Origin of the sequence: Streptomyces sp. R41, from assembly GCF_041053055.1 — a bacterium.
Taxonomy (GTDB): domain Bacteria; phylum Actinomycetota; class Actinomycetes; order Streptomycetales; family Streptomycetaceae; genus Streptomyces.
This window is the reverse complement of sequence record NZ_CP163443.1, coordinates 5225568-5252067: the sequence shown is the minus strand read 5'-3', so window position 1 is coordinate 5252067 and position 26500 is coordinate 5225568. Positions and strand designations below refer to the sequence as shown.

General features: G+C 70.5%; 23 protein-coding genes and 1 tRNA gene. 8 read left to right on the top strand and 16 right to left on the bottom strand.

Annotated features, from left to right (window positions below; all coding sequences use genetic code 11):
- Positions 1 to 81: 81 nt before the first annotated feature.
- Positions 82 to 168 (top strand) — tRNA-Ser (locus AB5J53_RS24065).
- 74 nt (positions 169 to 242) lie between these two features.
- Here the strand turns inward: AB5J53_RS24065 and AB5J53_RS24060 are convergent.
- The 9 genes from AB5J53_RS24060 to AB5J53_RS24020 all read right to left on the bottom strand — a co-directional run bounded on the left by AB5J53_RS24060 (position 243) and on the right by AB5J53_RS24020 (position 10605).
- Positions 243 to 1085, bottom strand: a complete 843-nt coding sequence (locus AB5J53_RS24060) for an HAD family hydrolase (RefSeq protein WP_369247727.1) — start codon at positions 1083 to 1085, stop codon at positions 243 to 245.
- Positions 1082 to 2359 (bottom strand): serine--tRNA ligase, encoded by a 1278-nt coding sequence (serS, locus tag AB5J53_RS24055; RefSeq protein WP_369247726.1) that lies wholly within the window; start codon positions 2357 to 2359, stop codon positions 1082 to 1084. The genes AB5J53_RS24060 and serS overlap by 4 nt, the downstream gene beginning before the upstream one ends.
- 717 nt (positions 2360 to 3076) lie before the next feature.
- The gene (pheA, locus tag AB5J53_RS24050; RefSeq protein WP_369247725.1) at positions 3077 to 4009 is read right to left on the bottom strand and encodes a prephenate dehydratase; all 933 of its coding nucleotides are present in this window, start codon (positions 4007 to 4009) and stop codon (positions 3077 to 3079) included.
- Positions 4010 to 4191: 182 nt separating this feature from the next.
- Positions 4192 to 5601, bottom strand: coding sequence for an iron uptake transporter deferrochelatase/peroxidase subunit (gene efeB / locus AB5J53_RS24045; RefSeq protein WP_369247724.1), 1410 nt, complete (start codon positions 5599 to 5601; stop codon positions 4192 to 4194).
- Between the two features lie 8 nt (positions 5602 to 5609).
- Positions 5610 to 7574 (bottom strand): copper resistance CopC/CopD family protein, encoded by a 1965-nt coding sequence (locus AB5J53_RS24040; protein ID WP_369247723.1) that lies wholly within the window; start codon positions 7572 to 7574, stop codon positions 5610 to 5612.
- A gap of 13 nt (positions 7575 to 7587) precedes the next feature.
- Positions 7588 to 8016: a copper chaperone PCu(A)C gene (locus tag AB5J53_RS24035; RefSeq protein ID WP_369252426.1), complete on the bottom strand. Its 429-nt coding sequence runs from the start codon at positions 8014 to 8016 to the stop codon at positions 7588 to 7590.
- A 47-nt stretch (positions 8017 to 8063) separates the two neighbouring features.
- Positions 8064 to 8717 (bottom strand): SCO family protein, encoded by a 654-nt coding sequence (locus AB5J53_RS24030; protein WP_369247722.1) that lies wholly within the window; start codon positions 8715 to 8717, stop codon positions 8064 to 8066.
- Between the two features lie 130 nt (positions 8718 to 8847).
- On the bottom strand, positions 8848 to 9588 hold the full coding sequence (locus AB5J53_RS24025; protein ID WP_369247721.1) for a YcnI family protein: 741 nt from the start codon (positions 9586 to 9588) through the stop codon (positions 8848 to 8850).
- Between the two features lie 168 nt (positions 9589 to 9756).
- The gene (locus AB5J53_RS24020) at positions 9757 to 10605 is read right to left on the bottom strand and encodes a hypothetical protein (protein ID WP_369247720.1); all 849 of its coding nucleotides are present in this window, start codon (positions 10603 to 10605) and stop codon (positions 9757 to 9759) included.
- Between the two features lie 224 nt (positions 10606 to 10829).
- On the opposite strand from AB5J53_RS24020, the gene AB5J53_RS24015 reads away from it, so the two are divergent.
- The 5 genes from AB5J53_RS24015 to AB5J53_RS23995 all read left to right on the top strand — a co-directional run bounded on the left by AB5J53_RS24015 (position 10830) and on the right by AB5J53_RS23995 (position 15595).
- A complete protein-coding gene (locus tag AB5J53_RS24015; RefSeq protein WP_369247719.1) occupies positions 10830 to 11285 on the top strand; it encodes an ATP-binding protein in 456 nt (151 codons plus the stop codon).
- Positions 11286 to 11409: 124 nt separating this feature from the next.
- Positions 11410 to 13059 carry an MFS transporter gene (locus tag AB5J53_RS24010; RefSeq protein WP_369247718.1) on the top strand — a complete coding sequence of 550 codons (1650 nt, stop codon included), beginning with the start codon at positions 11410 to 11412 and terminating at the stop codon, positions 13057 to 13059.
- A 19-nt stretch (positions 13060 to 13078) separates the two neighbouring features.
- Positions 13079 to 13687: a TetR family transcriptional regulator gene (locus tag AB5J53_RS24005; RefSeq protein ID WP_369247717.1), complete on the top strand. Its 609-nt coding sequence runs from the start codon at positions 13079 to 13081 to the stop codon at positions 13685 to 13687.
- 108 nt (positions 13688 to 13795) lie between these two features.
- A complete protein-coding gene (locus AB5J53_RS24000; protein ID WP_369247716.1) occupies positions 13796 to 14746 on the top strand; it encodes an intradiol ring-cleavage dioxygenase in 951 nt (316 codons plus the stop codon).
- A gap of 9 nt (positions 14747 to 14755) precedes the next feature.
- On the top strand, positions 14756 to 15595 hold the full coding sequence (locus AB5J53_RS23995) for a triphosphoribosyl-dephospho-CoA synthase (protein ID WP_369247715.1): 840 nt from the start codon (positions 14756 to 14758) through the stop codon (positions 15593 to 15595).
- Positions 15596 to 15701: 106 nt separating this feature from the next.
- Here AB5J53_RS23995 and AB5J53_RS23990 read toward each other — a convergent pair whose 3' ends face one another.
- The 4 genes from AB5J53_RS23990 to AB5J53_RS23975 all read right to left on the bottom strand — a co-directional run bounded on the left by AB5J53_RS23990 (position 15702) and on the right by AB5J53_RS23975 (position 21736).
- Complete coding sequence (locus AB5J53_RS23990) at positions 15702 to 16991, bottom strand: MFS transporter (RefSeq protein WP_369247714.1); 1290 nt, start codon at positions 16989 to 16991, stop codon at positions 15702 to 15704.
- A 108-nt stretch (positions 16992 to 17099) separates the two neighbouring features.
- Positions 17100 to 18473 (bottom strand): PLP-dependent aminotransferase family protein, encoded by a 1374-nt coding sequence (locus tag AB5J53_RS23985; RefSeq protein ID WP_369252424.1) that lies wholly within the window; start codon positions 18471 to 18473, stop codon positions 17100 to 17102.
- Between the two features lie 174 nt (positions 18474 to 18647).
- The gene (locus AB5J53_RS23980) at positions 18648 to 20135 is read right to left on the bottom strand and encodes an aminopeptidase P family protein (RefSeq protein ID WP_369247713.1); all 1488 of its coding nucleotides are present in this window, start codon (positions 20133 to 20135) and stop codon (positions 18648 to 18650) included.
- Positions 20136 to 20224: 89 nt separating this feature from the next.
- The gene (locus tag AB5J53_RS23975) at positions 20225 to 21736 is read right to left on the bottom strand and encodes a PP2C family protein-serine/threonine phosphatase (RefSeq protein WP_369247712.1); all 1512 of its coding nucleotides are present in this window, start codon (positions 21734 to 21736) and stop codon (positions 20225 to 20227) included.
- A gap of 483 nt (positions 21737 to 22219) precedes the next feature.
- On the opposite strand from AB5J53_RS23975, the gene AB5J53_RS23970 reads away from it, so the two are divergent.
- The gene (locus AB5J53_RS23970; protein WP_369247711.1) at positions 22220 to 22885 is read left to right on the top strand and encodes a bifunctional DNA primase/polymerase; all 666 of its coding nucleotides are present in this window, start codon (positions 22220 to 22222) and stop codon (positions 22883 to 22885) included.
- 56 nt (positions 22886 to 22941) lie between these two features.
- Entirely contained in the window at positions 22942 to 23502 is a 561-nt protein-coding gene (locus AB5J53_RS23965; protein ID WP_369247710.1) for a hypothetical protein, read from the top strand.
- A gap of 233 nt (positions 23503 to 23735) precedes the next feature.
- Here AB5J53_RS23965 and AB5J53_RS23960 read toward each other — a convergent pair whose 3' ends face one another.
- From AB5J53_RS23960 to AB5J53_RS23950, 3 genes are all read right to left on the bottom strand, one after another.
- Positions 23736 to 24704, bottom strand: coding sequence for a DUF5926 family protein (locus tag AB5J53_RS23960; protein ID WP_369247709.1), 969 nt, complete (start codon positions 24702 to 24704; stop codon positions 23736 to 23738).
- A gap of 168 nt (positions 24705 to 24872) precedes the next feature.
- Complete coding sequence (locus AB5J53_RS23955; protein ID WP_369247708.1) at positions 24873 to 25511, bottom strand: ATP-binding protein; 639 nt, start codon at positions 25509 to 25511, stop codon at positions 24873 to 24875.
- A gap of 127 nt (positions 25512 to 25638) precedes the next feature.
- The gene (locus AB5J53_RS23950; protein ID WP_369247707.1) at positions 25639 to 26448 is read right to left on the bottom strand and encodes a glycerophosphodiester phosphodiesterase; all 810 of its coding nucleotides are present in this window, start codon (positions 26446 to 26448) and stop codon (positions 25639 to 25641) included.
- Between the last annotated feature and the right edge of the window lie 52 nt (positions 26449 to 26500).

The following is a 26500-nucleotide window of genomic DNA, read 5'->3' as shown; positions in this document are numbered from 1 at the left end:
CTCCTCCGTCGAACCCGCCCGCACGGGGGGGCTGCCCGGGGCGGCCGCTTCGAGCGCGCATCTCGCGCGGGCCGCCCACCCGGAGGATTGGCCGAGAGGTAAGGCACCGGCTTGCTAAGCCGCGGTCGGGGGTGAAACCCCGCGCGCGTTCGATCCGCGCATCCTCCTCAAGACACGTATGTCCGAGCCCAAGATACATATGGCCAAGTTGCCGCACCCCGGAAGGCCGGCAGCTCAGGCGCCTAACCGAGCAACCGCTCCAGCACGACCGCGATGCCGTCCTCCTCGTTCGAGGAAGTCACCTCGTCCGCGACCGTCTTGAGGTCGTCGTGGGCGTTGGACATGGCCACGCCGTGGGCGGCCCAGGCGAACATCGGGATGTCGTTCGGCATGTCGCCGAAGGCGATGGTGTCCGCGGCCTTCGCGCCGAGGCGGCGGGCGGCCAGGGACAGCCCCGTCGCCTTGGAGAGGCCGAGGGGGAGGAGTTCCACTATCCCCGCGCCGGCCATCGTGACGCCGACGAGCCCGCCCGCGACCTCCATGGCCACCGCGGCCAGTTCGTCGTCGGAGAGCGTCGGGTGCTGTACATACACCTTGTTCAGGGGCGCCGACCAGAGGTCCGCCGCGTCCCTGATCTGGACGACCGGGAGCGAGCCGTCCAGCCGCCGGTAACCGGGCCCGACCAGCACCTCGCCGTCGAGCCCGTCGCGGCTGGCGGCGAGCAGCAGCGGGCCGACCTCCGCCTCGATCTTGGCGAGCGCCAGACCGGCCAGCTGCCGGTCCAGGGTCACCGAGGTGAGCAGCCGGTGCTCCCCCGCGTCGTACACCTGCGCACCCTGGCCGCACACCGCGAGGCCCTCGTAGCCGAGATCGTCGAGGATGTGCCGGGTCCAGGGCACCGCGCGCCCGGTCACGACGATGTGTGCCGCGCCCGCCGCGGTGACCGCGGCGAGCGCCTCACGCGTACGCTCCGAGACGGTCTCGTCGGAGCGCAGCAGCGTTCCGTCGAGATCGGTCGCGATGAGCTTGTAGGGGAACGACCCGGTCGGCCCAGTCGACCCGGCCGGCTCTGCGGTGCCGGTCACTTGGAGATCGGCTCCAGGACCTCACGACCGCCCAGGTACGGACGCAGCACCTCCGGTACCCGCACGGAGCCGTCGGCCAGCTGGTGGTTCTCCAGGATCGCCACGATCGTGCGCGGGACGGCGCACAGCGTGCCGTTCAGCGTCGCGAGCGGCTGGACCTTCTTGCCGTCGCGCATGCGCACGGACAGACGGCGGGCCTGGAAGCCTTCGCAGTTCGAGGCCGAGGTCAGCTCGCGATACTTGCCCTGGGTCGGGATCCACGCCTCGCAGTCGAACTTGCGGATCGCGGAGGCGCCGAGGTCGCCCGAGGCCACGTCGATGACCTGGAAGGGCAGCTCGAGGCCGGTCAGCCACTGCTTCTCCCATTCCAGGAGCCGCTTGTGCTCGTTCTCCGCGTCCTCGGGAGCGACGTACGAGAACATCTCGACCTTGTCGAACTGGTGCACCCGGAAGATGCCGCGGGTGTCCTTGCCGTACGTGCCGGCCTCGCGGCGGAAGCACGGCGAGAAGCCGGCGTAGCGCAGCGGCAGCTTGTCGGCGTCGAGGATCTCGTCCATGTGGTACGCCGCGAGCGGGACCTCGGAGGTGCCGACCAGGTAGTAGTCGTCCTTCTCCAGGTGGTACACGTTCTCCGCGGCCTGGCCGAGGAAGCCGGTGCCCTCCATGGCGCGCGGGCGGACCAGCGCCGGGGTCAGCATCGGGATGAAGCCGGCCTCGGTGGCCTGCGCGATCGCCGCGTTGACGAGGGCGAGCTCCAGGAGCGCGCCGACGCCCGTCAGGTAGTAGAAGCGCGAGCCGGACACCTTGGCGCCGCGCTCGACGTCGATGGCGCCGAGCGCCTCACCGAGCTCCAGGTGGTCCTTGGGCTCGAAGCCCTCGGCACCGAAGTCGCGGATCGTGCCGTGCGTCTCCAGGACGACGAAGTCCTCCTCGCCGCCGACCGGGACGTCGGGGTGCACGAGATTGCCGAGCTGGAGGAGGAGGCGCTTGGTCTCCTCGTCCGCCTCGTGCTGCTCGGCGTCGGCCGCCTTGACGTCGGCGGCCAGCTGGCTCGCCTTCTTCAGCAGCTCGGCCTTCTCGTCACCCGAGGCCTTGGGGATCAGCTTGCCGAGCGCCTTCTGCTCGGAACGCAGCTCGTCGAAGCGGACGCCGGACGACCTGCGCCGCTCGTCGGCGGAGAGGAGGGAGTCGACAAGGCCGACGTCCTCTCCACGGGCGCGCTGGGAGGCGCGAACACGGTCGGGGTCCTCACGGAGCAGGCGAAGGTCAATCACCCCTCAAGGCTACCGGTGCGCGGTTCCGGCCAACGACTCGATATTCCGGTCCGTCGGTTCTGTCACGTTATGAGTGAAATGCCGGAGTGAATCTCTTGATCACCAATCAAGCCTGGGCGGGCGGCCGAGAGGCGTCAATAAAAAGGGCGCTACTCCCTGAAACGGGGCAGAGGGGAGTCTACGGGTTGACTTGATTTCCTTGTGGAGAGCGGGACTTGAGAAGGGGTTGTCCACAGGGATCCACACCCTCGCAAAGTTATCCACAGGCTGTGCGGAAGATCTGTGGACTTCGGAAGTGATCATTCCGAAAGCGGCATGTGGGGCGAAGAATTCCCGGATCAAACCATCCCTACACCCACGTTCGAGTGGAAATGCTTCGCTCCAAAGGATTGATCAAGGGAAAAGAGTGGACGAGGGGTGACGTGCGCGGCTGTGGACGAAGTTGGGGCCTGTAGGCCGATTTGTCGACGATGTAGTGCTTCGTTGTCGACTTGTCCCCAGGTCGAGAAGCACACCTGTGGATAACGCCTGTGGATGACGAAAATCAGCAGGTAGGACTGGTGGAAATCGGCGGCGTCAGCAGCGTGAGACCTGCTGGCAACCGGCCGTGCGACTCGAACCGGCCGTGCGACTCGGACCGGCCGCTCAGAACCGGCCGAGCTAGTCGGACGAGTCGCCTGCTCAGAACCGGCCGGGCCACTCAGACAAGCCGCCTGCTCAGAATCGGCCGTCCTGGCAGCGCGCCAGCCAGTCCGACGCGGCGGAGAACTCACTGTCCGAGGTGCCGGCCCGAGGCGCGCGTACGTCCTTCGGGTCGACCTCCGCGCGGGGGTACGAGCCGAGGAAGCGCACCTGTGGGCAGACCCTCTTGAGCCCCATGAGCGCCTCGCCCACGCGGCGGTCCGAGATGTGGCCCTCGGCGTCAATGGCGAAGCAGTAGTTGCCGATGCCCTCGCCGGTCGGACGGGACTGCAGCAGCATCAGGTTGACGCCGCGCACCGCGAATTCCTGGAGCAGCTCCAGCAGGGCGCCCGGGTGGTCGTCGCGCTGCCAGATGACCACGGACGTCTTGTCCGCGCCGGTCGGCGCCGCGGGCCGGGCGGGGCGGCCCACCAGTACGAAGCGCGTCTGCGCGTTCTCCGCGTCGTGGATCCCGGTCTCCAGCGGCTCCAGCCCGTACTTGGCCGCCGCGAACTCGCCCGCGAAAGCGGCGTCGTACCGGCCCTCCTGCACCAGCCGTGCGCCGTCCGCGTTCGAGGCGGCGGACTCCCAGAGCGCGTCCGGCAGATTGTTCTTCAGCCAGTTGCGCACCTGCGGCTGTGCGGCGGGGTGCGCGGTCACCGTCTTGATCTCCGACAGCTTGGTGCCGGGCCTGACCAGCAGCGCGAAGGTGATCGACAGCAGCACCTCGCGGTAGATCATCAGCGGCGCGCCCGCGACCAGCTCATCGAGGGTCGTGGTGATTCCGCCCTCCACCGAGTTCTCGATCGGTACGAACGCGGCCTCCGCCTCGCCGTTACGGACGGCGTCCAGCGCTGCGGGAACCGACACCATCGGGACGAGCTCCCGGGTGGCGGCCTCCGGAAGCGTGCGCAGGGCGACTTCGGTGAAGGTGCCTTCGGGACCGAGATACGCATAGCTGGCTGGCATGACCTCACCCTAATGGGCCTTGCACAACCCGGCTCACGCCTGTGGAAACCGAGGTCCCGAAAGGCGCCCCTCGGACGACCGGCAACCGCTGCCCCGCAGGATGCCCCCCGGACGACCGGCAACCGCTGCCCCCACAGGGTGACCCTCGGCCGACCGGCAACCCCGGCTTCGCAAGGTGACCCTCAGCCCTCCAGCAACCGCTGCCCCACGTACTCCCCCTCCGCCGCCCCGCCCGGCACCGCGAACAGTCCGCTCGACTCGTGGCGGATGAACGTGGAGAGCGCGTCGCCGCGGTCGAGCTTGCGCTGGACGGGGACGAAGCCGCGCAGCGGATCGGCCTGCCAGCAGACGAAGAGCAGGCCGGCGTCGGGCACCCCGTCCGTGTCGATGCCGTCGTGGAAGGAGAACGGGCGGCGCAGCATCGCGGCGCCGCCGTTCTGGTCGGGCCGGGTGATCCGGGCGTGCGCGTTGATGGGGACGACCAGATTGCCGTCGGCGTCGGTCTTGTCCAGGTTCATCGCGGTCGTCTCGGTGCCGCCGGACAGCGGTGCCCCGCTGGACTTCTTCCGCCCGATGACGTCCTCCTGGGCCTTGACCGAGAGCTTCTCCCAGTCGTCGAGGAGCATGCGAATACGGCGTACGACGGCGTACGAGCCGTTCGCCATCCACGCCGGGTCGGCCGAACCCGACGCGGGCACGAAGATTTGCTTGTCGAAGTCGGAGTCGGTCGGCTTCGGATTGCGAGTGCCGTCGATCTGGCCCATCAGGTTGCGAGCCGTCATCGGCTGCGCCGTGGCGCCCGGCGAGCGATTGAAGCCGTTCATCTGCCAGCGCACGCGGGCCGCGCTGCCCGCGTCCTTCTGGATCGCGCGCAGGGCGTGGAAGGCGACCAGGGAGTCGTTGGCGCCGATCTGCACCCACAGGTCGCCATTGCTGCGCGCCTTGTCGAGGTGGTCGGAGGAGAAATCGGGCAGCGGGTCCAGGGAGACCGGGCGCTGCTTCTCCAGACCCGTACGCGCGAAGAAGCTGTGCCCGAAGCCGAAGGTGACCGTCAGGGACGAGGGGCCCGCGTCGCGGGCGACGTCCGTGTCGTCCTGCGCGGCCGCCTCGCCCGCCATCAGCCGCCGAGCGGTCGCCGACCAGCGGCGCAGCAGCGCGGCGGCCTCCTTGCGGCCCGCGCCCGCCGCCAGGTCGAAGGCGACGAGGTGGCCACGGGCCTGGAGAGCGGTGGTGATGCCGGGCTGATGTTTCCCGTGAAACATCACCGCGTCCGCGCCGAGCGAGGTCAACGGTGTGGCCTTCTCCGCGGAGGGCGCCGCCGCGTATCCCGCGGCGCCTCCCGCCGCGCCCAGGGCGAGACCGGTGGCACCCGCGGTGCCGAGCAGTCGGCGCCGCGAAAAGACGCCTTTGGGGGAGGGGGCCTGGGAAACGTCGTCCCTGGGAGAGGCGCTTTCCGAACCGGCCTCCCTAGGAGAGGCCACCTTGGGAGAGGTTTCCCGAGAGGACGCCCTCCGAGAGGACGTCTCCGAAGAGGGTGTCTCCGGAGAAGACGCTTCCGGAGAGGACGTCTCCGGAGTGGAGTGGTCAGCCATCGTGAGGTTCAGCCGATCTGCGCGTTCTTGTTCACGGTCGTCTGGTCGATGTCGGAGGTGCGCACGGTCACCGCGATCTTCCAGTCGCCCGCCATGGGGATCTGCACCCCGCTCGCGGACCAGTGTCCGGTCGCGATGCGGTCGGGGGTGACGGGCAGCGGACCGATGTCCTTCGCGGCGAGCGTGAAGGCGACCTTCACCTCGGGGACGTCGAAGGCCTTGCCGTTCGGCCGCTCCACGAAGACGTGCATCTCGTTGCCGCCGACACGGGCCGGGTCGAGGGTGAGCTCCACGGTGCCCTTGCCGTCCTCGCCGCCCGTGTCGAACGGCATCTTCAGGGACAGCGGTCCGGAGCGCTGGGAGGCAGTCGCGGTGGCCTGCTGGGCGGCCTCCTCCGTACGCCCCGGCTCGGTGGTCGTCAGCACGGTCGTGACCGCCAGCAGGACGATGGCGACGCCCGCCTCGGCGAGCACCGAGCGGCGCAGCCCCGCGCGGTGCGGGTCGGCGTCGCGGACGCGCTTCTCGCGGGCGGTGGCCACGGCGGCCCGCTGCCGGGCGAGCTGGGCGGCGCGCCGGGAGTCCGCCGGAACGGTCGTCCGTGCCTTCTCGCGCCGTGCGACCACGGCCGCCGCCACGGACTCCGGAGCGGCGACCTCCGACAACCGCGCGGTCCAGCGGCGCGAGATCGACGCGATGCCGACCAGCACCGCCGCCAGGCAGATCTTGACGAGCAGCAGCTGCCCGTACGTCGTGTCGGTGAACGCCGACCAGGAGCCGAGCTGGCGCCACGACTGGTAGATCCCGGTCGCGACCAGCGCGAGGACGCTGCCGAACGCGAGGCGCGAGAAACGGCGTACGGCCGCCGCGTCGATCTGCGCTTCCACCGGCGCCCGGAACAGGGCCGTCAGCAGCGCCGAAAGACCGCCCAGCCAGATCGCGACGGCCAGCAGGTGCAGCACGTCGACGGGCATCGCGACGCCCGGCTGAAGGCCGGTCGAGGCGTGCTCGGCCATCGCCCAGGTCGCGGCCAGGCCCGCCGCGACGACGGCACCGCCGATCGCGAGCCCGAAGGTGAGGTCCTTCTTTTCAGCGGCGGCGGCCTCGGCGGCGTCCTCGGCGGACTCGTGAGACCCGTCGGAGCCGCCGGACGCATCGGCCTCGTCCCGCTTCACATACGCCCCGAAGAGCACAGCGATGAACAGCGCCGCCGCGGCGAGCAGCAGCAGTCGCGACACCAGGGCCGCGCCCGACTTGGTCTGCAACACCTGCCCGAGCAGCGTCAGGTCGAAGATGTCACCGACCTTGCCGGAACCGACGTACGAACCGCGCAGGAGCAGCAGCGCGAGCGTGGCGCCGGTCAGCGCGAGCCATCCGGCGACCACGAGCCGCTGCACCGGCCGGACCCCGGCGCCGCGCTGCCAGCAGGCCAGCACGAAGGCCGCGCCGCCGACGAGGAGGATGAATCCCGCGTACGAGACGTAGCGCGCGGTCCCGTAGAGCACGCCGACGACTCCGCCGCCCACCGCCTGGCCGGACAGCGAGACGGAGGTCTGCGAGGGCGCGCCGATGGAGAAGGTGAAGGCGCCCGAGACGGGGTGGCTGTCCGCCGACACCACCTGGTAGGTGACGGTGAACGTGCCGTCGGGCAGCCCCGAGTGCAGCTTCACGCCGTACGTGGTGCCGCTCAGGTTGGTCGCCCTGCCGGTGTCGACCCGCTTGCCCTTGGGGTCGAGCACGCGGAGCGAGCCGTCGTTCATCGCGACCTTCTCGGAGAAGGTGAGCGAGACCTGGGTGGGCGCCTTGTCGACCACCGACCCCTGCTTCGGGTCGCTGCCGGTCAGCGCGGCGTGCGCGGAGGCGGGCGCCGCGCCGGCCAGAAGCGCGCCGGAGACGGCGAGGAACAGCAGCAAGAGGGTCCGGAGGTTCCTGAAGCTCTGGAAGTTCCGGATGCGGGAGGCGGTGGTCTGCGTCAAGGTGATCCCTCCCTCAGTGCCCGGTCTTCGGGGTGTACGTCGCGGACTTCACCGGCATGGAGATCTTCACCGTGCCGGACTTGGCGAAGTGCAGCTCCACGGACACCTTCTCGCCCTGCTTCGGCTTGTGGGTGAGCTTTTCGAACATGAGATGGTTGCCGCCGCTGGCGAAGTCGAGCGCGCCGTCCGCGGGTATCGCGAAGGACTTCTCCTCCTCCATCGCGCCGCCCTTGGTGGAGTGCAGTGTGACGTCGTTCGAGAGGTCGCTGGTGACCGAGGTCAGAGTGTCGGCGCCACCGGAGTTGGTGACGGTGAAGAAGCCGGCCGCCATGGAGTCCATGCTCGGGGCGGGCATGTAGGCGCCGGTGACCTTCAGTTCGGGCTTGGCCGAGGAGTCCTTGTCGTCCGAGCCGCAGCCCGCCAGTGTCACCGCCGCGGCCATGACCGCCGCGCATCCGGCGACAGACCGCGAAGCACGGCCGGGACGCCTCACGGGTTCTCCCCCTTGATGATCTTGGGGAGGTCCTTGGTGTAGTCGTCGACGGTGGCGTCCTCGCCGTACAGCGCATAGCCCCCGTCGGTCTTCGGCGAGAACGCGATGACCTGGGTGCCGTGCACGGAGACGAGCTTGCCGTTCTTGTCCTTCGACGTCGGCTCGATCGAGATGCCCAGGGTGCGGGCACCGGCCTGGATCGTGGCGAAGTCGCCGGTCAGGCCGACGAAGTCGGAGTCGATGCCCTTGAGCCACTTGCCGAGCGCGGAGGGCGTGTCACGGCCCGGGTCGGTGGTGACGAACACGACGCGGAGCTTGTCCTGCTGGACCTTGGGCAGCTGCTTCTTGGCCACGGCGAGGTTGTTCATCGTCAGCGGGCAGACGTCGGGGCAGTGGGTGTAGCCGAAGTAGATCAGCGTGGGCCGGCCCTTGGTCTGCGCGCGCAGGTCGTACTTCTTGCCGTTCGTGTCGGTCAGCACGAGGTCCGGCTTCTCGAACGGCTTGTCGAGGATCGTCGCGGCCTTGCCCGAGTCGGCCTCGGCGGACACGTCGGCGATCGGCTTGTTGCTGTCGTCGCCGCTGCCGCAGGCGGAGAGGGTCAGAGCGGCGGCGGCGAACAGGGCGGCCGCGGCATACGTCTTCTTGCGCATAGAAAAATGTCCCAGATGTGAGAACTCCGGTGCGCACCGGGGTCGTACGACGCCCGAACGGCGAGGTCGTACGCCGCGAGTCGCGGAGATGTCGTACGACGTCCCGGTGCGCACCGAAAGCGGTAGGGCCTCAGGTGTTGGTGCGCCGACGGCCGGCCACGACGCCGAACGCCACGCCCGCCACGCCGACGACGATGCCCACGACGCCGAGTACGCGTGCGGTGGTGTCACTGCTGTCGGAGGAGGACGCGGCCTCCGTGGTGTCCTTGGCGGCCGCCTTGGAGTCGTCGGCGGTGTCCTCGGCGGTCGACGAGCCGTGCGAGTGGCCGCCCTCGGAGGCGTCGGACAGGGTCAGCACCGGAGCGGGGTTCTCGGGCTCCTCGGCGCCTTCCTTCTGCGGCTCGATCCAGCGCACGACCTCCTTGTTGGAGTACGTCTGGATCGCCTTGAAGACGAGCTCGTCGGTGTCTTCGGGGAGCGCGCCGACGGAGAGCGGGAACTTCTGGAAGTAGCCGGGCTCGACGCCCTTGCCGTCGGCGGTCCAGGTGACCTTGGTGACGGCCTCGGAGATCTTCTCGCCGTGCATCTCCAGCGGCTTGTCCAGCTTGGACTTGGTGACCTCGACGGTCCAGCCGTTGATCGGCTGCGGCATCACCGAGGCCAGCGGGTGGTCCGTCGGGAAGTTCACCTCGAGCTTGGTGGTCGAGGCGTTGTCGCGCTCGTTCGGGACCTTGAAGTCGATGACCGCGTAGTCGCCCTTGGCGGCCGTGCCCTCCGGCTGCACGCTGACGTGCGCGAAGGCGGGGGCGGACAGGACGAACACGGTCGAGGCGGCGACGACACCGGCGGCGGCGATACGGGAAGCCTTCATGGCAGGGAACACTCCACTTTGAGCGATGAGTCCGGTGAGAAAGAGGGGTGCGCGTGCGAAACGGTGCCTCTGGGGCGTACGGAAACGCTCCCTGAGCGGGGCACCGAAAAAGCCAGGCACGCGCGCGTGCCGCACGACGGCAGCCCCTCGGTGGAGTGGCGCGTCGTGTCAGGCGGCGAGGACGAGTGCGGTGGAGGAGGGCGGCCCGCGCCGGATGACGGTGTGTTGAAGCGCGGTCGTACGCGGCTTCGGGGGCGCGAGGAGCGCGGTGCGCGGGGTGCGTGCCACGTCGGGCGCACCCGGAAGTCCCGTGCGCAGGGCGCGTACGAGAGCGAACGCGGCGCGCAAAGACCGTACGAGCGCCCCTTCCGCAACCCCGTGCGCGGACAGCCGCATGAGACGCAGCAGCGCCATGTCCCCGCGGCGCAGCACCCATCCGGCGGCGACGGCCGCGACGACGTGTGCGAGCAGCATCGGCAGGGAGGGCAGCACCGGCATCGAGGAGCCCGCGGTGGCCGACATGGCGTCCGCGGGGTGGTGCATGGACTGTGCCATGCCCGTGTCGATCCGCGCGTCGGCGAGGATCTTCTGGGCCTGCGCGGGGCTGATGGCCGCCGCGGTCGTGCCGCACACGAGGCGTGCGGCCCGCTCGACGAGCGAGGCGTCGGACATCGACATGCCCGAGGCCATGGACCCCATGGACGACGTACCGCCGTACAGGCCGAGCCCGAAGAGTGTGTGCAGCACGGTCTGCCCGACCGCGAGAAGCGCCACGATGCCCGGCAGCGCGCGTTCACGCCCCGCCAGCGCGGCGGCGACGGCGAAGACCGCGAGGAATCCGGCGCCCAGTGTCCACAGCGGGACCGTGGTGCAGGAGGCGAGCCCATGACCGGCCGCGGCCAGCACGACGCAGACCGCGGCGAACACCGCGGCCCGCAGGATCCGGAGATCGCATCCGGAGGGCACCATCCGGAGACCGAGTCCGGAGCGCGCCGCGCGCTGGTGGGGGGCAGTCATGGCGGGCTCATCATCGCACTGGCCCTACCCGCTTCTTACGGCAGGTCCGCAAGGTGACGTACGACCCACAAGATCACCATTTGGGGCAAGCCGAACGCACATACACCGATCTTTGTCGCGCGCGCATCCGCCGTATGGGCGGTATCACGTCAAGTGGGCGATTGCGCACGGGTCCTTGCGGCAATACGTAACGGTATGTCGAGCCGCGGCCAGGAGGCTGGAGCATGAGCATCTGGTGGTCACTCCATTTGCGGCGCGAAGCTGCGAGCGTTCCGCTCGCCAGACGCCTGCTGCTCGGCACGATGGAGAGCGCGGGCGTCGACCCGGACGTCTCCTACGACCTCTCCGTCGCCCTCAGTGAGGCCTGTGCGAACGCCGTCGAGCACGGCGGGGACGCGATGCACGGCGCATCGTCCGAGGCCTACCGGGTGACCGCCTACCTCGACGGCGAGAAGTGCCGCATCGAAGTCATCGATTCCGGCCCCGGTTTCCCGGCCGGCCGTGCCCGCACCCCGCTGCGTCCGGCACGCGGCGATGCCGAGCACGGGCGTGGCCTGTGTCTGATCCAGGAGCTCGCCGACCACGTCCACATCGGCAACGAGCCGGGGCGGGGCGGCGCCGTGGTCAGCTTCGACAAGATCCTCAAGTGGAAGAAGGACCCCTCTTTGCTGACGGCCTAGGGCTCTGAGCAGCGGCGGAACCCTCACCGGCGCCGCTGCTCAAAATGGAAGCGAACTTTATATTGGTAGTGGACTCTCATTTGGGGGTAGCCTCTCATCAGGTTGCCCCCTCTTGGAGGTCCGCATGTCTTTGCCCAACCTGCCTGCCCTGCCTTCGTACTCTTCCGTGTCGCCCCGCCGTTGGCTGGCCCTGGCCGCCCTCACGCTGAGCGTGCTGATCGTCGGGCTCGACGGCACGATCATCAATGTCGCCCTGCCGACCCTCGCCGGTGATCTGCATGCCGACAGCGCGCAGTTGCAGTGGATCGGCGGCGGCTATCTGCTGGCCCTGTCCGTGGCGATGCTTCCCGTCGGGCTGCTCGGCGACCGGTACGGCCACAAACGGCTGCTGCTCTGGGGGATCGCGCTGTTCGGACTCGCCTCGCTGGGCGGCGCGTTCGCCGGGTCGCCCGCGACGGTCATCGCTGCCCGGGCGGTCCTCGGCCTCGGCGCCGCCACGATCATGCCGCTGTCGATGGCGATCCTGCCGCGCGTCTTCGCCAAGGAGGAGCTGCCGAAGGCCATCGCCGTCTGGACCGCCGCCACCGCCCTGGGTATGCCGGTCGGCCCGCTCGTCGGCGGCTGGCTGCTCGACCACTTCTGGTGGGGTTCGGTCTTCCTCTTCAACGTGCCGGTCACGGTCCTCGCCCTGGCCGCCGGGCTGTGGCTGCTGCCGAGCGAGAAGAAGAGCACGGCCGCCGAGAAGAAGCGCACGGCCGCCGACAAGGAGTACGCGGCGGCCGACAAGCAGCGCTCGCCCGCCGACAAGGAGCGCGCCGCCACCCCCTTCGACGCCCTCGGCACCGTACTGAGCGCCCTCGGTATCACCGCACTCGTCTACGGCACGATCCTGATCCCGCGCGACGGCTGGACCGACCCGGCCGTCCTCGCCACCCTCGTCGCCGCGGCCGCCCTGCTCACCGGGTTCGTGGTGCGCGAGCGACGCCACCCGCACCCGCTCGTCGACCTGAAACTGTTCGCCGACCGCCGCTTCCTGTGGGGCACGCTGATCGCGGTCTTCGTCAACTTCGCGGTGATGGGCATCCTGTTCGTCGTCCCGCAGTACCTGCAGGCCGTGCTCGGCCACGACTCCTTCGGCACCGGCATCCGCGTACTGCCCCTGATCGGCGGGCTGATGGCCGCCGCCACGGCGAGCGAGGCCCTCGTGCCCCGGCTCGGCGCCCGCACCGTCGTCCCGCTCGGCATGGCCATCCTCGCCGGCGGGGTCTTCCTCGGGGCGACCACGGACCTTTCCAGCGGCTACGGCTTCACCGCGCTCTGGCTCTCCCTCACCGGACTGGGCTTCGGCCTCGCCGTCGTGCCCGCGACCAGCCTGGTGATGGGCTCACTGCCGGACGGCAACACGGGGCAGGGGACCAGCCTCCTGGAGACCGTCCAACAGCTCGGCGGCGTCCTCGGCGTGGCCGGCCTCGGCAGCCTGCTCGGCTACGGCTACCTGGCCCGGCTCACCACCGACGGGCTCCCGGCGACGGCGGCAAACGCGGCCCGCGACTCGGTGTCCGGCGCGGACGAGGTCGCCCGCCGGCTGCACGACACGGGCCTCGCCGGCAGCGCGCACGAGGCCTTCGTCCACGGCATGAACCTGGTCCTGACGGCCTGCGGGATCATCTCCCTGCTGGCCGCCGTACTGGCCGCGATCTATCTGCCGAGCCGGTCCACGGCGTCCCGGAAGGTGGCCGAGGCCGAGCCCGAGCACGCAGAATCGATGGCATGACGACGCAGGAGAAAACGGCATGACGACGCAGGAGACCTCGGCCGCGCCACTCGGTCTGCGGGAGCGCAAGAAGCAGAAGACCCGCGACCGGGTCCGGCGCGAGGCGTACCGCCTGTTCGCCGAACACGGGTACGAGGCGACCACGGTCGACCAGATCGCGGAGGCGGCCGAGATCTCCCCCAGCACGTTCTTCCGGTACTTCCCCACCAAAGAGGACGTGGTCATCCAGGACGAGTACGACCCCGCGCTCGCCGAGGCACTGCGCGCCCGCCCGGCCGACGAACCGATCGTCGACGCGATCCTGCAGGCCCTGAGGGGCCCCCTGGGCCAGATGCTGGACCACGACCGCGAGGAACTGCTGCTGCGCACCCGGATCACCTTCACGGACCCCGCGATCCGGGCCCGCTCGGTCGGCGAGCAGGAGCGCAGCGAGCAGGAGATCGCCGCGATCATCGCGGAGCGCAGCGGCCGGAACGCCTCGGACCTCGATGTGAAGTGCGCGGCCGCGGCGATCATCGCCGTCTTCACGACCCTCGTACGGCACTGGGTCGAGGGCGGCGGCACGGAGGACCTGGCGGAGCTGTACGAACGACATCTGCCGCTGCTGTCGAACGGCCTGGAGTTCTAGGACAGGCCTTGGGACGGTCTCCCGCCTACCTCAGCTTTCTCAGAGTCCACAGGTCAATCACAGTGCACCCCCATGTCTTTGAGGGCTGACGTTCCTAATTTTCCCAGCATGACGGGAAGCCACAAAGACAAGTCGATCACCCGGCGCCGCGCGATCGCGGTGACCGGAGGCACGGTCGCCGCCGGAGGCCTCGCGGTCGCCGGATACCAGGCGGCTTTCGCCGACGAGACCACGACCACCGACGCCGAGGCGTCGGCCTCGGCGAGCTCGAGCAGCGGCACCTGCGTGCTGATGTCCAGCGTCACCGAGGGCCCGTACTACCTGGATGGCGCCCTGGTGCGGAAGGACATCACCGAGGGCAAGAGCGGCGTTCCACTGACGCTGCGCATCACCGTTCAGGACACCACCGACTCCTGCAACCCGGTCTCCGGCGCCGCCGTGGAGATCTGGCACTGCGACGCCTGGGGCTACTACTCCGGCTACACCACCGCCAACCCCGGTGGCTCCGCGCCCGCCGAGAGCGAGGACGGCTCCACCGCCAACGACCAGACCTACCTGCGCGGTTACCAGATCGCCAACGCCAACGGGGTCGTCAAGTTCGAGACGATCTTCCCCGGCTGGTACACGCCGCGCACCTGCCACATCCACGTCAAGGTGCACACCGGCGGCGAGAAGGAGGACGGCACCTACGAGGGCGGCACGGTCAACTACACCGGCCAGCTCTTCTTCGACGACGACGTCGCCGAGGAGATCTTCGCGCTGGAGCCCTACTCCAAGCACAGCGGCAGCTACACCAAGCTCGCCGACGACATGGTGTACGACGGCGGTGGCGCCGCCAGCGATCTGCTCACCCTCAAGGCCGTGCACAAGAAGGACCCGTCCAAGGGCTACAAGGGGTTCATCACCCTCGGCATCGACCCGGACGCGGAGAACACCGGCGCGGGCAGCGGCGGTGGCGGCACGCCCCCGAGCGGCGCTCCGAGCGGCGCTCCGACCGGTACGCCGCCGAGCGACGCCCCGAGCGACAGCGCCTCCCCGTCCGCCTCGGCGTCCTCGTAAGGTACGCCGATGAGCAGCCGCGAGGACGAGACGCTGGCGCAGGCCGCCGTGGCCGCGCTGACGTGGCAGCTGGAGCTGGCCCCCAAGCCCGGACTGCCCGACCCGCGCGATCTCGGCGCCCGGACCACCCGCCAGGACCACTGTTCCCTGCGCTGGTCGGCCAAGGCGCTGGCGCCCGGACTCGCGGCCATGGCGGCCGCCGCCCGCCGCACCGGTCATCCCACGCCCGAACTCCGTGCGGAGCTGGGCGCGATCGGCCGGTGCACCGAGCACTCGGTGGCCCTGGCGGGCGGCGGCCACCGCGGCGCCCTGTGGGCCCTCGGGCTCCTGGTCGCGGGCGCGGCCCTGAATCCCCGGGCCACCGGGAACGACGTCGCCGCGGCCGCCAAGCGGATCGCGGCGCACGCCGACCGGCGGGCGCCGCGGCGGCCCTCGCGGGGGTCGTCCGTGTCGGCGAAGTACGGTGCCGCGGGGGCGCGAGGCGAGGCGCGAGCGGGATTTCCGCACGTGCGGCGGGCGTTGGACGCGCTCGCCCGCGCCCGCCAGGCCGGTGCGCCCGAACCGTACGCACGGCTCGACGCCCTTCTCACCGTCATGTCGACCCTCCAGGACACGGAGTTGCTGTACACCGTCGGCCCCCTCGGGCTTCGCCATGTTCAGGCGGGCGCCCGTGGGGTGCTGGAAGCGGGCGGGACTTTCACGGAGGCGGGGCGCGAGGCGCTGTCCGCCCTCGACGACGACCTTCACGCGTGCGCGTGGAGCCCGCGGGGCAGCGGCGTGCTTCTTGCGGGGGCGCTGTTCGTGGACTCGCTGCCGGTGGTGGTCAACTCTGTGGCGCGGGTTGCCTGAGGAACCCGGCGACGGTGCCGAGCTCGGGCTGGGTGCGCTTACCGACGCTTGCAGGGTGCCGCTTTCTTTGGGACGGGTGCCGCCCCAGCGGCACGATTGCCCGCAGTCAGAGCGGGTGGGTTGCCGCCTCGGCGGCACGCATGCCCGCGCCCATGTACGGCAGTTCATCGACGCGCCTCGTGGTCGCCCACCGCGTCGCCGGTCCCATTCCGTACGACGCCCCCACCATCAAGCCTCCCAGCAGCAGCCACCCCGGAGTCCCCCAGCTCACCAGCAGGGTCGTCAGGACGAGTGGCCCCATCGTGCGGGCCACGGTGACGCCGGTGCCGAAGAAACCCTGGTATTCGCCCATCCGGTCGGTCGGGGCGAGGTCGAAGGCCAGTTGCCAGGAGCCCGCGGACTGCTGCATCTCGGCGACGACTTGGAGGATCGCGCCCATCACGAGGATCCCGGCGGCGACGAACGGGGATGCGCCGGACGACAGGGCGAAGACCGCGCAGGACGCCAGCATGACGAGTCCGGAGCGGCGTATCGCGCGCGTGGCGGTCGCGAGGCCGGTGACACCGCGGGCCATCCGTACCTGGAAGACCATCACCGCACCCGTGTTGAGCACGAACAGCGCGGAGACCAGCCAGGCGGGCGCCTCGGTGCGCTCGGTGATCCACAGCGGGATGCCGAGGCTGAGCAGCGGCATCCGCAGCAGCAGCACGGTGTTGAGGAACGTGACCAGTACGTACGGGCGGTCGCGCAGGACGCCGAGTCCTTGTCCCCGGCGCACGGCCACGGGTGCCACGGCCGGCACCGACGGCAGCCGCAGCAGCAGCGCCGCGCACAGCAGAAAGCTCACCGAGTCCAGCGCGAACACCCCGAGATACGCGGCCCGTGTCCCGGCGTGCAGCGCGAGCCCGCCGAGGCCCGCGCCCACCGCCAGACCGGCGTTGAGCGTCGACTGGAGATGGGCGAGCAGCCCGGTCCGCTCCCCGGCCGGCACCAGCCCCGCGAGCAGTGCCTGCCGGGTCGCCGCCAGCCCCGACTGCGCGGACGCGTATGCGCACGCGGCGAGGACGAAGGGGACGAAGCCGCGGACGACCAGGAAGGACGCCACCGCCGCCGCGGTCGCCAGCGCCAGCAGCACCGCCGTGCCGCGCGGCCCGCGCCGGTCGGCAAGCCGGCCCAGCGGCACGCCGACCAGCGAGCCGATCGCCCACGCGATCGTCAGCCCGAGCCCCACGCGCGCGGGGGCAAGTCCCACGACGTGGGTGAAATACAGAGCGGACGTCACGTAATAGGCGCCGTCCCCCACGGAGTTGCCCAGCTGGGCGAGGGCGAGGACGCGCTGCGGGCCGGCGGGCGGGACAAGGCGGCTCGACTCGAGAGGTGCTGCCGGGTTCGTCATGTCTTCGACGCTACGGGCCGGGTGGACCGCTCAACAGGACCATTCCTCACGCCTTTTCATGACCCAATTCATGGTCGTCCCATGACATCTGTCAGCGCCGGCCCAGGCTCACACCGCGTCCAGCACCCGCCCCAACATCTCCAACGCCTCGGGATACAGCCGCTCCCGAGGCGTCCCGTACCCCACGACCAGCCCCTGCGGCCGCCCCTCACCGGGCGCGTGCCAGTGGTCCCCGAGATGCCCGACCGCGAGCCCCTCCTCCTCCGCCCGCGCCAGTACCTCCGCCTCGTCCGCCACCTCCACCAACGCGTGCAGTCCCGCGGCGATCCCTCGTACGCTCCTGCGCGCCCCCAGCCGGTCAAGGAGCTGGTCCCTGCGCCGCCGGTACCGCAGACGGCACGCGCGCACATGGCGGTCGTAGGCGTGGCTGTCGATCATCTCGGCGAGCGCCAACTGGCCGATGGACTCGGTTTGATGGTCGCTGTGCAGTTTGATGTCGGCCACCGCGTCGACCAGGTGCGGCGGCAGCACCATCCAGCCGAGGCGCAGCGCCGGCCCGAGCGTCTTGGAGGCCGTGCCCAGGTACACGACGTGGCCCGGCGCCATCCCCTGGAGGGCGCCGACCGGCTGCCGGTCGTAGCGGAACTCCCCGTCGTAGTCGTCCTCGACGATCAGCCCGTCACGCGCGCGTGCCCAGTCGGTGAGCGCCCGCCGCCGCTCGGGGTGCAGGGTCACGCCGGTCGGGTACTGGTGCGCGGGCGTGACGACGACCGCGTCCGCGCGGGCGGAATCCAACTCGTCCGCAAAGGCGCCGCGTTCGTCGACCGGCAGTGGCGCCACGGTTCCGCCGCTCTTGCGCACCACATCCCGGTGGAACGGCAGCCCCGGGTCCTCCATGGCGACCGTCCCGCCGTCCAGCACCCGCGTGAGCAGCGCGAGCCCCTGCACGTACCCCGATGTGATGACGATCCGCTCGGGCGGCGCGATCACCCCCCGCGCCCGCCCCAGGTAGCCCGACAGCGCCGTGCGCAGTTCGATCCGGCCACGCGGATCCCCGTAGTCGTACGCCAAGGAGGGCGCCGTCGCGATCGCGCGGCGCAGGGACCGCAACCAGGCCGCCGCCGGGAACGTACCGACGTCCGGGCTGCCGGGGCGCAGATCGAAACGGGGTGCACGCGCGCGTGCCCGCCCGTCCGGCGCCTCCAAAGAAGTGGCCGGCAATCGGGCGACCTCGGTGCCCGACCCCTGCCGCGCCGTCAAATACCCCTCGGCGATCAGCTGGTCGTACGCCCCCTTCGCGGTGCCTCGCGAGACGCCCAGCTCGGCTGCCAGCCGCCGGGTCGCGGGCAGTCGGGTGCCCGGAGCGAGCCGTCCGTCGCGCACGGCGTCGCGCAGGGCACGCTCGAGCCCGGCCCTGCGCCCCGCCGCGGCGTCCGGTTCCAGATGCAGGTCCACTCCGACGCCGGACCAGAAGTCGTCCAAGCCGTCCACGAAAAGCCGCCCCCCTAGGCACACCAGAACCCCAGGAGCCACCGGAAGCTCCCTGGGCAAACCAAAAACCCGGGGGCCACCGGACACCCCTGGACACACCAATGGCCGGGTGCCCAGAAGGGCACCCGGCCATGAGTCTCGTATCAGCCCTCGCGGGGCACTATGTCAGCCCTTCAGGGATGCCATCCAGGCCTCGACCTCGTCGGAGCGGCGCGGAAGCCCCGCCGACAGGTTCCGGTTGCCGTCCTCGGTGACCAGAATGTCGTCCTCGATGCGGACGCCGATGCCGCGGTACTCCTCCGGCACCGTCAGATCGTCCGCCTGGAAGTACAGGCCCGGCTCGACGGTGAGGCACATGCCCGGCTCCAGCGTGCCCTCGACGTACGTCTCGGTCCGCGCGGCGGCGCAGTCGTGGACGTCCATGCCGAGCATGTGGCCCGTGCCGTGCAGGGTCCAGCGGCGCTGCAGGCCCAGCTCCAGGACACGCTCGACCGGGCCCTCGACCAGACCCCACTCGACGAGCTTCTCGGCCAGCACGCGCTGCGCGGCGTCGTGGAAGTCGCGGTACTTGGCGCCCGGCTGCACGGCCTCGATACCGGCCTCCTGGGCCTCGTACACGGCGTCGTAGATCTTCTTCTGGATCTCCGTGTACGTGCCGCTGATCGGCAGCGTGCGCGTGACGTCGGCGGTGTAGAGCGTGTGCGTCTCGACGCCCGCGTCGAGCAGCAGCAGGTCGCCGGAGCGGACCGGGCCGTCGTTGCGCACCCAGTGCAGGGTGCAGGCGTGCGGCCCCGCGGCGCAGATCGAGCCGTAGCCGATGTCGTTGCCCTCGACCCGCGCGCGCAGGAAGAAGGTGCCCTCGATGTAGCGCTCGCTGGTCGCCTCGGCCTTGTCCAGGACCCGTACGACGTCCTCGAAGCCGCGCACCGTCGAGTCGACGGCCTTCTGCAGCTCGCCGGCCTCGAACTCGTCCTTGACCAACCGCGCCTCGGAGAGGAAGACCCGAAGCTCCTCGTCGCGCTCGGCGGTCACCTTGTCGGTCAGGGCCGCCTGGATACCGGCGTCGTAGCCGCGCACGACACGCACCGGTCCGGTGGCTTCCCTCAGCTTGTCGGCCAGTTCGCGCACGTCCGAGGCCGGGATGCCGTACAGCTGCTCGGCCTCGGTGAGGGAGTGGCGGCGGCCGACCCACAGCTCGCCCTGGCCGGACAGCCAGAACTCGCCGTTCTCGCGGTCGGAGCGCGGCAGCAGGTAGATCGTCGCCTTGTGGCCCTCGGCGATCGGCTCCAGGACCAGGACGCCGTCCTCGGTCAGGTTGCCGGTGAGGTACGCGTACTCGACCGAGGCGCGGAAGGGGTACTCCGTGTCGTTCGAGCGGGTCTTCAGGTTGCCCGCGGGGATCACCAGGCGCTCGCCCGGGAAGCGCGCGGAGAGCGCGGCGCGGCGGGCGGCGGTGTACTCGGCCTGTGCGATCGGCTCCAGGCCGCGCAGCTCGGTGTCGGCCCAGCCGGACTTCATGCTCTCGGCCAGCTCGTCGGACACGCCCGGGTACAGGCCGTTCTTGCGCTGCTTGATCGGCTCCTCTTCGCCCGCTTCGTCAGCGGCGTCGTCGAGTACGGCTTCCGGGGTCTCCGGGTTGAGCGCCTCCGACACGGTCTGCCTCCTAGATACGACTCTGGACCCCCACCATCGTACGGTCGTACTGAAGGGGGCCCAGGGCCGGAAGACCTGTTACGTACAGCTCACTCGAAACGCGCCGCCAGGAGTACGACGTCCTCCTCGCTGTCGGCCTCGTCGAGTCCGTCCGGCAGCACGCTCCGCAGGACGTGATCGGCGATCGCGCCGGGGTCCTCGCGCAGCGCCCTGGGGACGCTCGCCGCCGCCGCGTGCAGTCGGGCGAAGGCGCGGTCCATGGGGTCACCGGTGCGGTGCAGCAGGCCGTCGGTGTAGAGCAGCACGGTCTCGCCGGGGCCGGCGGTCAGTTCGACGCTCGGCGCCTCCCAGCAGGCGAGCATGCCCAGGGGGGCCGACAGGGAGGTCTCCACGAACTCCGTGCGGCGCGCGCCGATCACCAGGGGCGGGCTGTGTCCGGCACCGGCGAGCGTGAGCTTGCGCAGCGCGGGCTCGCAGTACGCGAAGAGGGCGGTCGCGGAACGGGCGGGCTCGGTCAGCCGCAGCAGCAGTTCGAGATCGGACAGGACGGCGACGGGGTCCTCGCCCTCCATCACGGCGTACGCCCTCAGGGACGCCCTGAGCCGGCCCATCGCGGCGATCGCGCTGGGCCCGGACCCGGTGACCGAGCCGACCGCGAGGCCGAGCGCGGCGTCGGGCAGCGGCAGTGCGTCGTACCAGTCGCCGCCGCCGCGCGGGCCTGTGCGGTGCCGTGCGGCGAGCTGGACGCCGGAGACCCGGGGAAGCCGTGGGGGGAGCAGCTCCTCGGAGATCGTCGTCATGCACGCGCGCGTGCGCTCCAGGTCCACCAGCCGTGCCAAGTGCTCGGTGGCGTACCGGGCGTAGAGGCCGATGAGGTGGCGCTGGCGCTCGACCGGTTCGGCGGGCTCGTCGTAGAGCCACACGGCGGCGCCCAGGCGGCCCGCCGCCTCGGTGGCCAGGGGGAGTGCGTAGCTCGCGGCGTAGCCGAGACGGGCGGCCACCTCGCGGTGGCGGGGGTCGAGCCCGTCCTCGGAGAAGAGATCCGGCTGGGCGATCTCACCCTCGCCGCCCGGCAGCCCGTCCAGGATCTTCCCGTACGACATGGAGCTGCGCGGCACGGTCTCGATGTGGCCGAGATCCGCCCGGGCGAGGCCGAGGCCGATCGTGGTCTCGGGGCCGAGTCCGTCGCCCGGTTCCATGACGACAAGGCCGCGCCGGGCGCCGACGAGGGCGGCTCCGGCGCGCAGCAGTTCCTGGAGCGCGTCGCTCAGTGTGGCGGTGCGCGCCAGGCGCTCGGTGAGTTCGTGGAGCGTGGTGAGATCCGAGACCCAGCCGGCGAGCCGATCCTGGAGAACGGCTCCGGGGCCGGTGGAAGAGGTGGCCGAAGAGACACCCGTGGCTGCAGGCGTCGGCGCGACAGTGTGTGCGGGCGAGGGAACCGTTGAATCGATTCCAGCCACTTTCGGAAGGTGAGGGGCGTTCATGGCGTCCGGCTTTCCGACCGGTGCGTATTGCTCAATAGCATCGCAAACCCCCATGTCGTTCTGCGCCGCTAGCAGTGTCTCCACATGTACACGCACTCGTGAGGGGATGTCCAGCATTGTCCTGCTGGGATTCCTGGTGTCCGTGAGACTGTCGGTAACCCTTGCGGGAAAGCAAAGTTGGCTTAAAACTGACTCGGGCAACGGCTTATTGAGGTCGACTGGCCTAGTTCGACGGAGCGTCACAGCGGTCGTGATGGGTACGTACTCGGAGAAGGCCAGGGGTGGTTGAGATCAGCCCGGAACCTGGCAATGGACCCGGGCGTCTTAACCACCGACGACCGTGCCCCATCCTCCCGTGGTGGAGGCGGCAAGAAATACGCGGGACAGCAAAACGCCAGGCGCCGCCACCCCACGCCATGCCCATGCTTTAGATAGACGCAGTATGGACGCGGACGCAGCCAAACGCTCGGCCCAGATGGGTTCCCCTTGCCTCCAGCAGGGGTGTGATGCGCCAGCAGGTACGCACAGTGAAGTGATCGACACATGGTGTGATGTGGTCCTCGGTGTTGCCAGGCGTGCAACGGAAAGGAACGAGCGCTCATGCGCGAGATCCTCGGAAGGCGACGCAGGCTCCTGTCCCGGCGGAACAACGGGAGGCCTGAGGTGCTCGGCGCGGCCCTGACCTTCGCTGCCGAATGGCGGTGGCCCGTACTCCCGGGTGTGGCGGCGGACCCGCAGGGGCGCGCCCGCTGCGGATGCCCCGACCCGGAGTGCACGGTGCCCGGCGCCCATCCCTTCGACCCCGGTCTCCTCGCGGCCACCACCGACGAGCGCATGGTGCGCTGGTGGTGGACCAACCGACCGTCGGCACCCATCGTGCTGGCCACCGGCGGCATGGCCCCCTGCGCGGTGAGCCTGCCCGCCCTCGCGGCGGCCCGCGCCCTCGACGCCCTCGACCGCAAGGGCATGCGCCTCGGCCCCGTCGTCGCGTCCCCCACGCGCTGGTCGATCCTCGTCGCGCCCTACTCCATGGAGCAGCTCGGCGAGCTGCTCTACGCCAAGGACTTCGTTCCCGGTTCCCTCCGCTTCCACGGCGAGGGCGGCTACATCGCGCTGCCGCCGTCCGAGACCGGCCAGGGCCAGATCCGCTGGGAGCGCGCCCCGCTGCCCGGCTCGGCCGCCCCCTGGGTGCCCGATGTCGAGGCCGTCGTGGACGCCGTGGTGGAGGCCCTCACTCGTACGGGTGTGAGCGCGCCCGAGTTGTAGGGGTGTCGGGCGCGCGGCGAACCGTACGCCCGCTCCCGCTCGTTATCGTCCGCCCTATGCTGCGTCATTCTGGGGGGAACCCCCCAGACCCCCGAAGAATTCGCCTTGTGGCGCTGGCAGGCGTCGTGGCGTTCATCGTCGCCCTGCCGCTTGCTGTGGCGTCCGCCGGCCCTGTGGGCGACGCGGACCCCGGAGGCGTACGCAGGTCCGCGCGTGCCGATGGCCGACCGCAGGCTCCCGAACCCACACGCTCCCCCCTGCTGCTCGGTCTCGGCCTCTCCACCGCCGTCCGGTGCGGACCCGAACTCTCCTCGCCCGACGGTATCGAGGCGCAGACCTGTGTCCTCACGCAGGGTGAGGACACCTGGGCGCGCACCTACTACCGCAATGCGACCGGTGACGAGTTGAGCTCCGTACTGAGCCTCATGGGGCCCGGTGGCCGCGCGGTGCAGATGAACTGCGCGGTGGGCGCGGAGGACGATCCAGGGGTGTGCGAGACGCCCAGGGAGCGTGCGACGGGCGATGCGGGGGCCTACACGGCGGTCGCGGAGTTCGCGAAAGGCGCCGGGGTCCATGGGCCGCTGTTGCTGCGCTCGGGGAGCAACTCGGGCCTGTAGCAAGGCCGTTGACGTCTCACGGGGTTCCGCGCATGGAAAGACCCGGTTGCTGGCGACGGGGGATGCACCAGCAACCGGGCTACTCGAACGGTAACAAGAGATCGGCGGTTCGCAAATTCGATCTCGGCTATTCGGACACGGATTTACCTGTCATGACGGGGAGTTGTGACAGGAGTCACCCGTTTGTGAGGTCCTGACGAGCTGACCAGTCGGTCAGTTTCCCCGTCTGTGCGTCAGCTGAGAGTCACCTGTCGGTTGGTGAGGCCGCCGCGCGCGCGCCGCTCGTCCGCGGTGAGCGGTGAGTCCGTGGCCAGAGCGGTGGCGAGGCGCTCGGCGAACTCGGCCGCCGGCTTCTCGATGTCGTCCGCCGTGACGCCCGTCGGCAGGTCCCAGACCGGCACCGTGAGCCCGTGCGCACGGAAGGAGCCGACCAGCCGGGTGCCCTCCCCGAGGCTCGACCGCCCGGCCGCGTGCAGCCGCGCCAGCGCGTCCAGAAGCTGCTCCTCCGGGTGTGGCATGACCCACCGGAGGTGGTTCTTGTCGGGGGTCTCGCACCAGTAGGCGGCGTCGACCCCGGAGAGCTTCACGGTCGGGATGGCGGCGGCGTTGGCCCGCTCCAGGGAAGCGGTCACCTCCGGCGTCGCGTTCTCCGCGTCCGGGACCCAGAATTCGAAGCCCGCGTGGACAACTGGCTCGAAGGCGCCTTCGGGGTCGAGCAGGTCCTGCAGGCGCGGACCGTCGGCCGGGGCGCGCCGGCCCTCGACCGGAGTGCCGGGCTGCGCGACGAGCGCGCGCTGGAGCGTGTCGGCCAGGTCGCGGCTGATGTCACCGGACGCCGTGTCGTTCTGCAGGCCGAGCAGGACCGAGCCGTCGTCGCGGCGCAGCGCGGGCCATGCCATCGGCAGGACGGTGGCGAGCGTGACCGAGGGGACGCCCTCGGGGAGCTTCTCCTTGAGCTTCAGCTCGACCGTCGCCGCGGGCACCAGCTCGCGCAGTGCGACCCAGTCGCCCTCGCCCGGCAGGCCCTCGAAGGGGCGGTGCACCAGCTCGGTCACGGCGTGCGCGGCCGCTCGGCCGTGACAGGCCTTGTAGCGGCGGCCACTGCCGCAGGGGCAGGGCTCGCGAGCGCCGACAACCGGGATCTCGCCGCCGTCCTTCAGCTGCGGCTGCTTGGCCTTCGTCTGGGGTCGCTTCTTGGCCATCGTGGGTGTCTCCCGATCACGGCTCGTCTCGTACGGGCGCGAGCCTAGCCGTTCGTACGAGAGCCGACGGGACCCTGTGGACAACGCACCGAGTCGTCCCGGAACGGACGCGTCGGTCCAGGTCGGTGTCGCAGCCGGCGGAGCCCGCTCGGTGCGGCGCGGTCGGGTTCAGTCCAGGTCGTCGAAGGCGTCCGCGAAGTCCAGGTCGGGTATCCCCGATACGGTCGGTGACGCGACGCGCGTAGCGAAATCGTCACGCCGACGCGCGGTTGCCGTGTCGTCCACGTCTTCCTGGACGACGACCCACACCGTGACCTCGCCGCGGGCGTCGTCCCGCACACCCCAGTCCTTGGCCAGCGCCGTGATGATGTTCAGCCCGCGGCCACCGTGTGCGGTGACCGAGGGCGTGGCCGGAACCGGGCGGGTCGGACCACCGCCGTCCGTCACCTCGACGGTGAGTCTTCCGGACGGATCGACGCGCCACGCGGCCCGGACGTCGCCGTCCCCGGCCAGGGCGTCGCCCAGCGGCCTGCCGTGCCTGCACGCGTTGCTGAGCAGTTCGGAAAGGATCAGTACGGCATCGTCGATGACCGATTCCGCCACGCCACCGGAACGCAGCTGATCACGCATCCGGTGTCTTGCTGTCCCCACGCCCGCAGGGCCATGGGGTACGGCCATGCTCGACGACGTGGGCACCTCCTGTGCCACCACCAACGCCACCCCCGAGACCTCCTTTGCCCCACGCCACGGTGTGGATGCCCCTCTGGACTGGACCGGAAACCGGCCAATCCACGTCTGCTGACGCACTCGTAACGATCGAATACGGAACGAACGCGCCGGTGCACTCCCTGTAATCGTGTGGCCTGAATTCGACGCCGGGGCCCGGTGGATTCGGGGGTTCCGAAGGTGGCTTCCCGGAAGGGGTGCCCCGAAGTCAGCGGCCCAGCTGGTCCAGCACCGCGCGCGGGCGGTTGGTGATGATGGCGTCGATGCCCAGCTCAACGCAGAGATCGACGTCCTCGGGTTCGTTCACGGTCCAGACGTGCACCTGGTGTCCGGCTCGTTTCAGCCGTTCGATGTACGCGGGGTGACTGCGTACGATCCGCATCGAGGGGCCCGCGATCCGGACACCCGCCGGCAGCCGCCCGTCGCGCAGCCGGGGCGAGATGAACTGCAGCAGATAGACCGTGGGCAAAGTCGGGGACGCGGCGCGGACGCGGTGCAGCGAGCGCGCCGAGAAACTCATGACGCGTACGGGCGACTCGGCGGCGGACTCCGGGGCGTCCAGGCCGAAACGCTTCAGCAGGAGCAGCAGTCGCTCCTCGACCTGGCCCGCCCAGCGGGTCGGGTGCTTCGTCTCGATGGCCAGCTCGACGCGGCGGCCCGCGTCGGCGACGAGTTCGAGCAGGCGCTCCAGGGTGAGGACGGAGGTGTCCTCCGGGTCCCCGGGGCCGTACTCCCAGTCGGGGGACTCGTCGCGGTTCTTCCAGGCGCCGAAGTCCAGTGCGGCGAGCTCGGCGAGCTCCAGGGCCGAGACCGCTCCGCGGCCGTTGGACGTACGGTTGACGCGGCGGTCGTGAACGCAGACGAGATGGCCGTCCGCGGTCAGCCGTACATCGCACTCGAGGGCGTCCGCACCGTCCTCGATCGCCTTCTTGTACGCGGCCAGGGTGTGCTCGGGGGCCTCTTCGGAGGCACCTCGGTGGGCGACGACCTGAATCGGGTGCTGTCGTGCGAGGGTCACCGCGTCATGGTGCCACCGTCGCGGGGCAGACGTGAGGTCGGAGACGTCAGGA

Coding starts and splice junctions, on each gene's coding strand:
- pheA (WP_369247725.1), bottom strand. CDS start 4,009: ATGCCAGCCAGCTATGCGTATCTCGGTCCCGAAGGCACCTTCACCGAA.
- efeB (WP_369247724.1), bottom strand. CDS start 5,601: ATGGCTGACCACTCCACTCCGGAGACGTCCTCTCCGGAAGCGTCTTCT.
- AB5J53_RS24035 (WP_369252426.1), bottom strand. CDS start 8,016: ATGGCCGCGGCGGTGACACTGGCGGGCTGCGGCTCGGACGACAAGGAC.
- AB5J53_RS24030 (WP_369247722.1), bottom strand. CDS start 8,717: ATGCGCAAGAAGACGTATGCCGCGGCCGCCCTGTTCGCCGCCGCCGCT.
- AB5J53_RS24025 (WP_369247721.1), bottom strand. CDS start 9,588: ATGAAGGCTTCCCGTATCGCCGCCGCCGGTGTCGTCGCCGCCTCGACC.
- AB5J53_RS24020 (WP_369247720.1), bottom strand. CDS start 10,605: ATGACTGCCCCCCACCAGCGCGCGGCGCGCTCCGGACTCGGTCTCCGG.
- AB5J53_RS24015 (WP_369247719.1), top strand. CDS start 10,830: ATGAGCATCTGGTGGTCACTCCATTTGCGGCGCGAAGCTGCGAGCGTT.
- AB5J53_RS24010 (WP_369247718.1), top strand. CDS start 11,410: ATGTCTTTGCCCAACCTGCCTGCCCTGCCTTCGTACTCTTCCGTGTCG.
- AB5J53_RS24005 (WP_369247717.1), top strand. CDS start 13,079: ATGACGACGCAGGAGACCTCGGCCGCGCCACTCGGTCTGCGGGAGCGC.
- AB5J53_RS24000 (WP_369247716.1), top strand. CDS start 13,796: ATGACGGGAAGCCACAAAGACAAGTCGATCACCCGGCGCCGCGCGATC.
- AB5J53_RS23995 (WP_369247715.1), top strand. CDS start 14,756: ATGAGCAGCCGCGAGGACGAGACGCTGGCGCAGGCCGCCGTGGCCGCG.
- AB5J53_RS23990 (WP_369247714.1), bottom strand. CDS start 16,991: ATGACGAACCCGGCAGCACCTCTCGAGTCGAGCCGCCTTGTCCCGCCC.
- AB5J53_RS23975 (WP_369247712.1), bottom strand. CDS start 21,736: ATGCTGGACATCCCCTCACGAGTGCGTGTACATGTGGAGACACTGCTA.
- AB5J53_RS23970 (WP_369247711.1), top strand. CDS start 22,220: ATGCGCGAGATCCTCGGAAGGCGACGCAGGCTCCTGTCCCGGCGGAAC.
- AB5J53_RS23965 (WP_369247710.1), top strand. CDS start 22,942: ATGCTGCGTCATTCTGGGGGGAACCCCCCAGACCCCCGAAGAATTCGC.
- AB5J53_RS23960 (WP_369247709.1), bottom strand. CDS start 24,704: ATGGCCAAGAAGCGACCCCAGACGAAGGCCAAGCAGCCGCAGCTGAAG.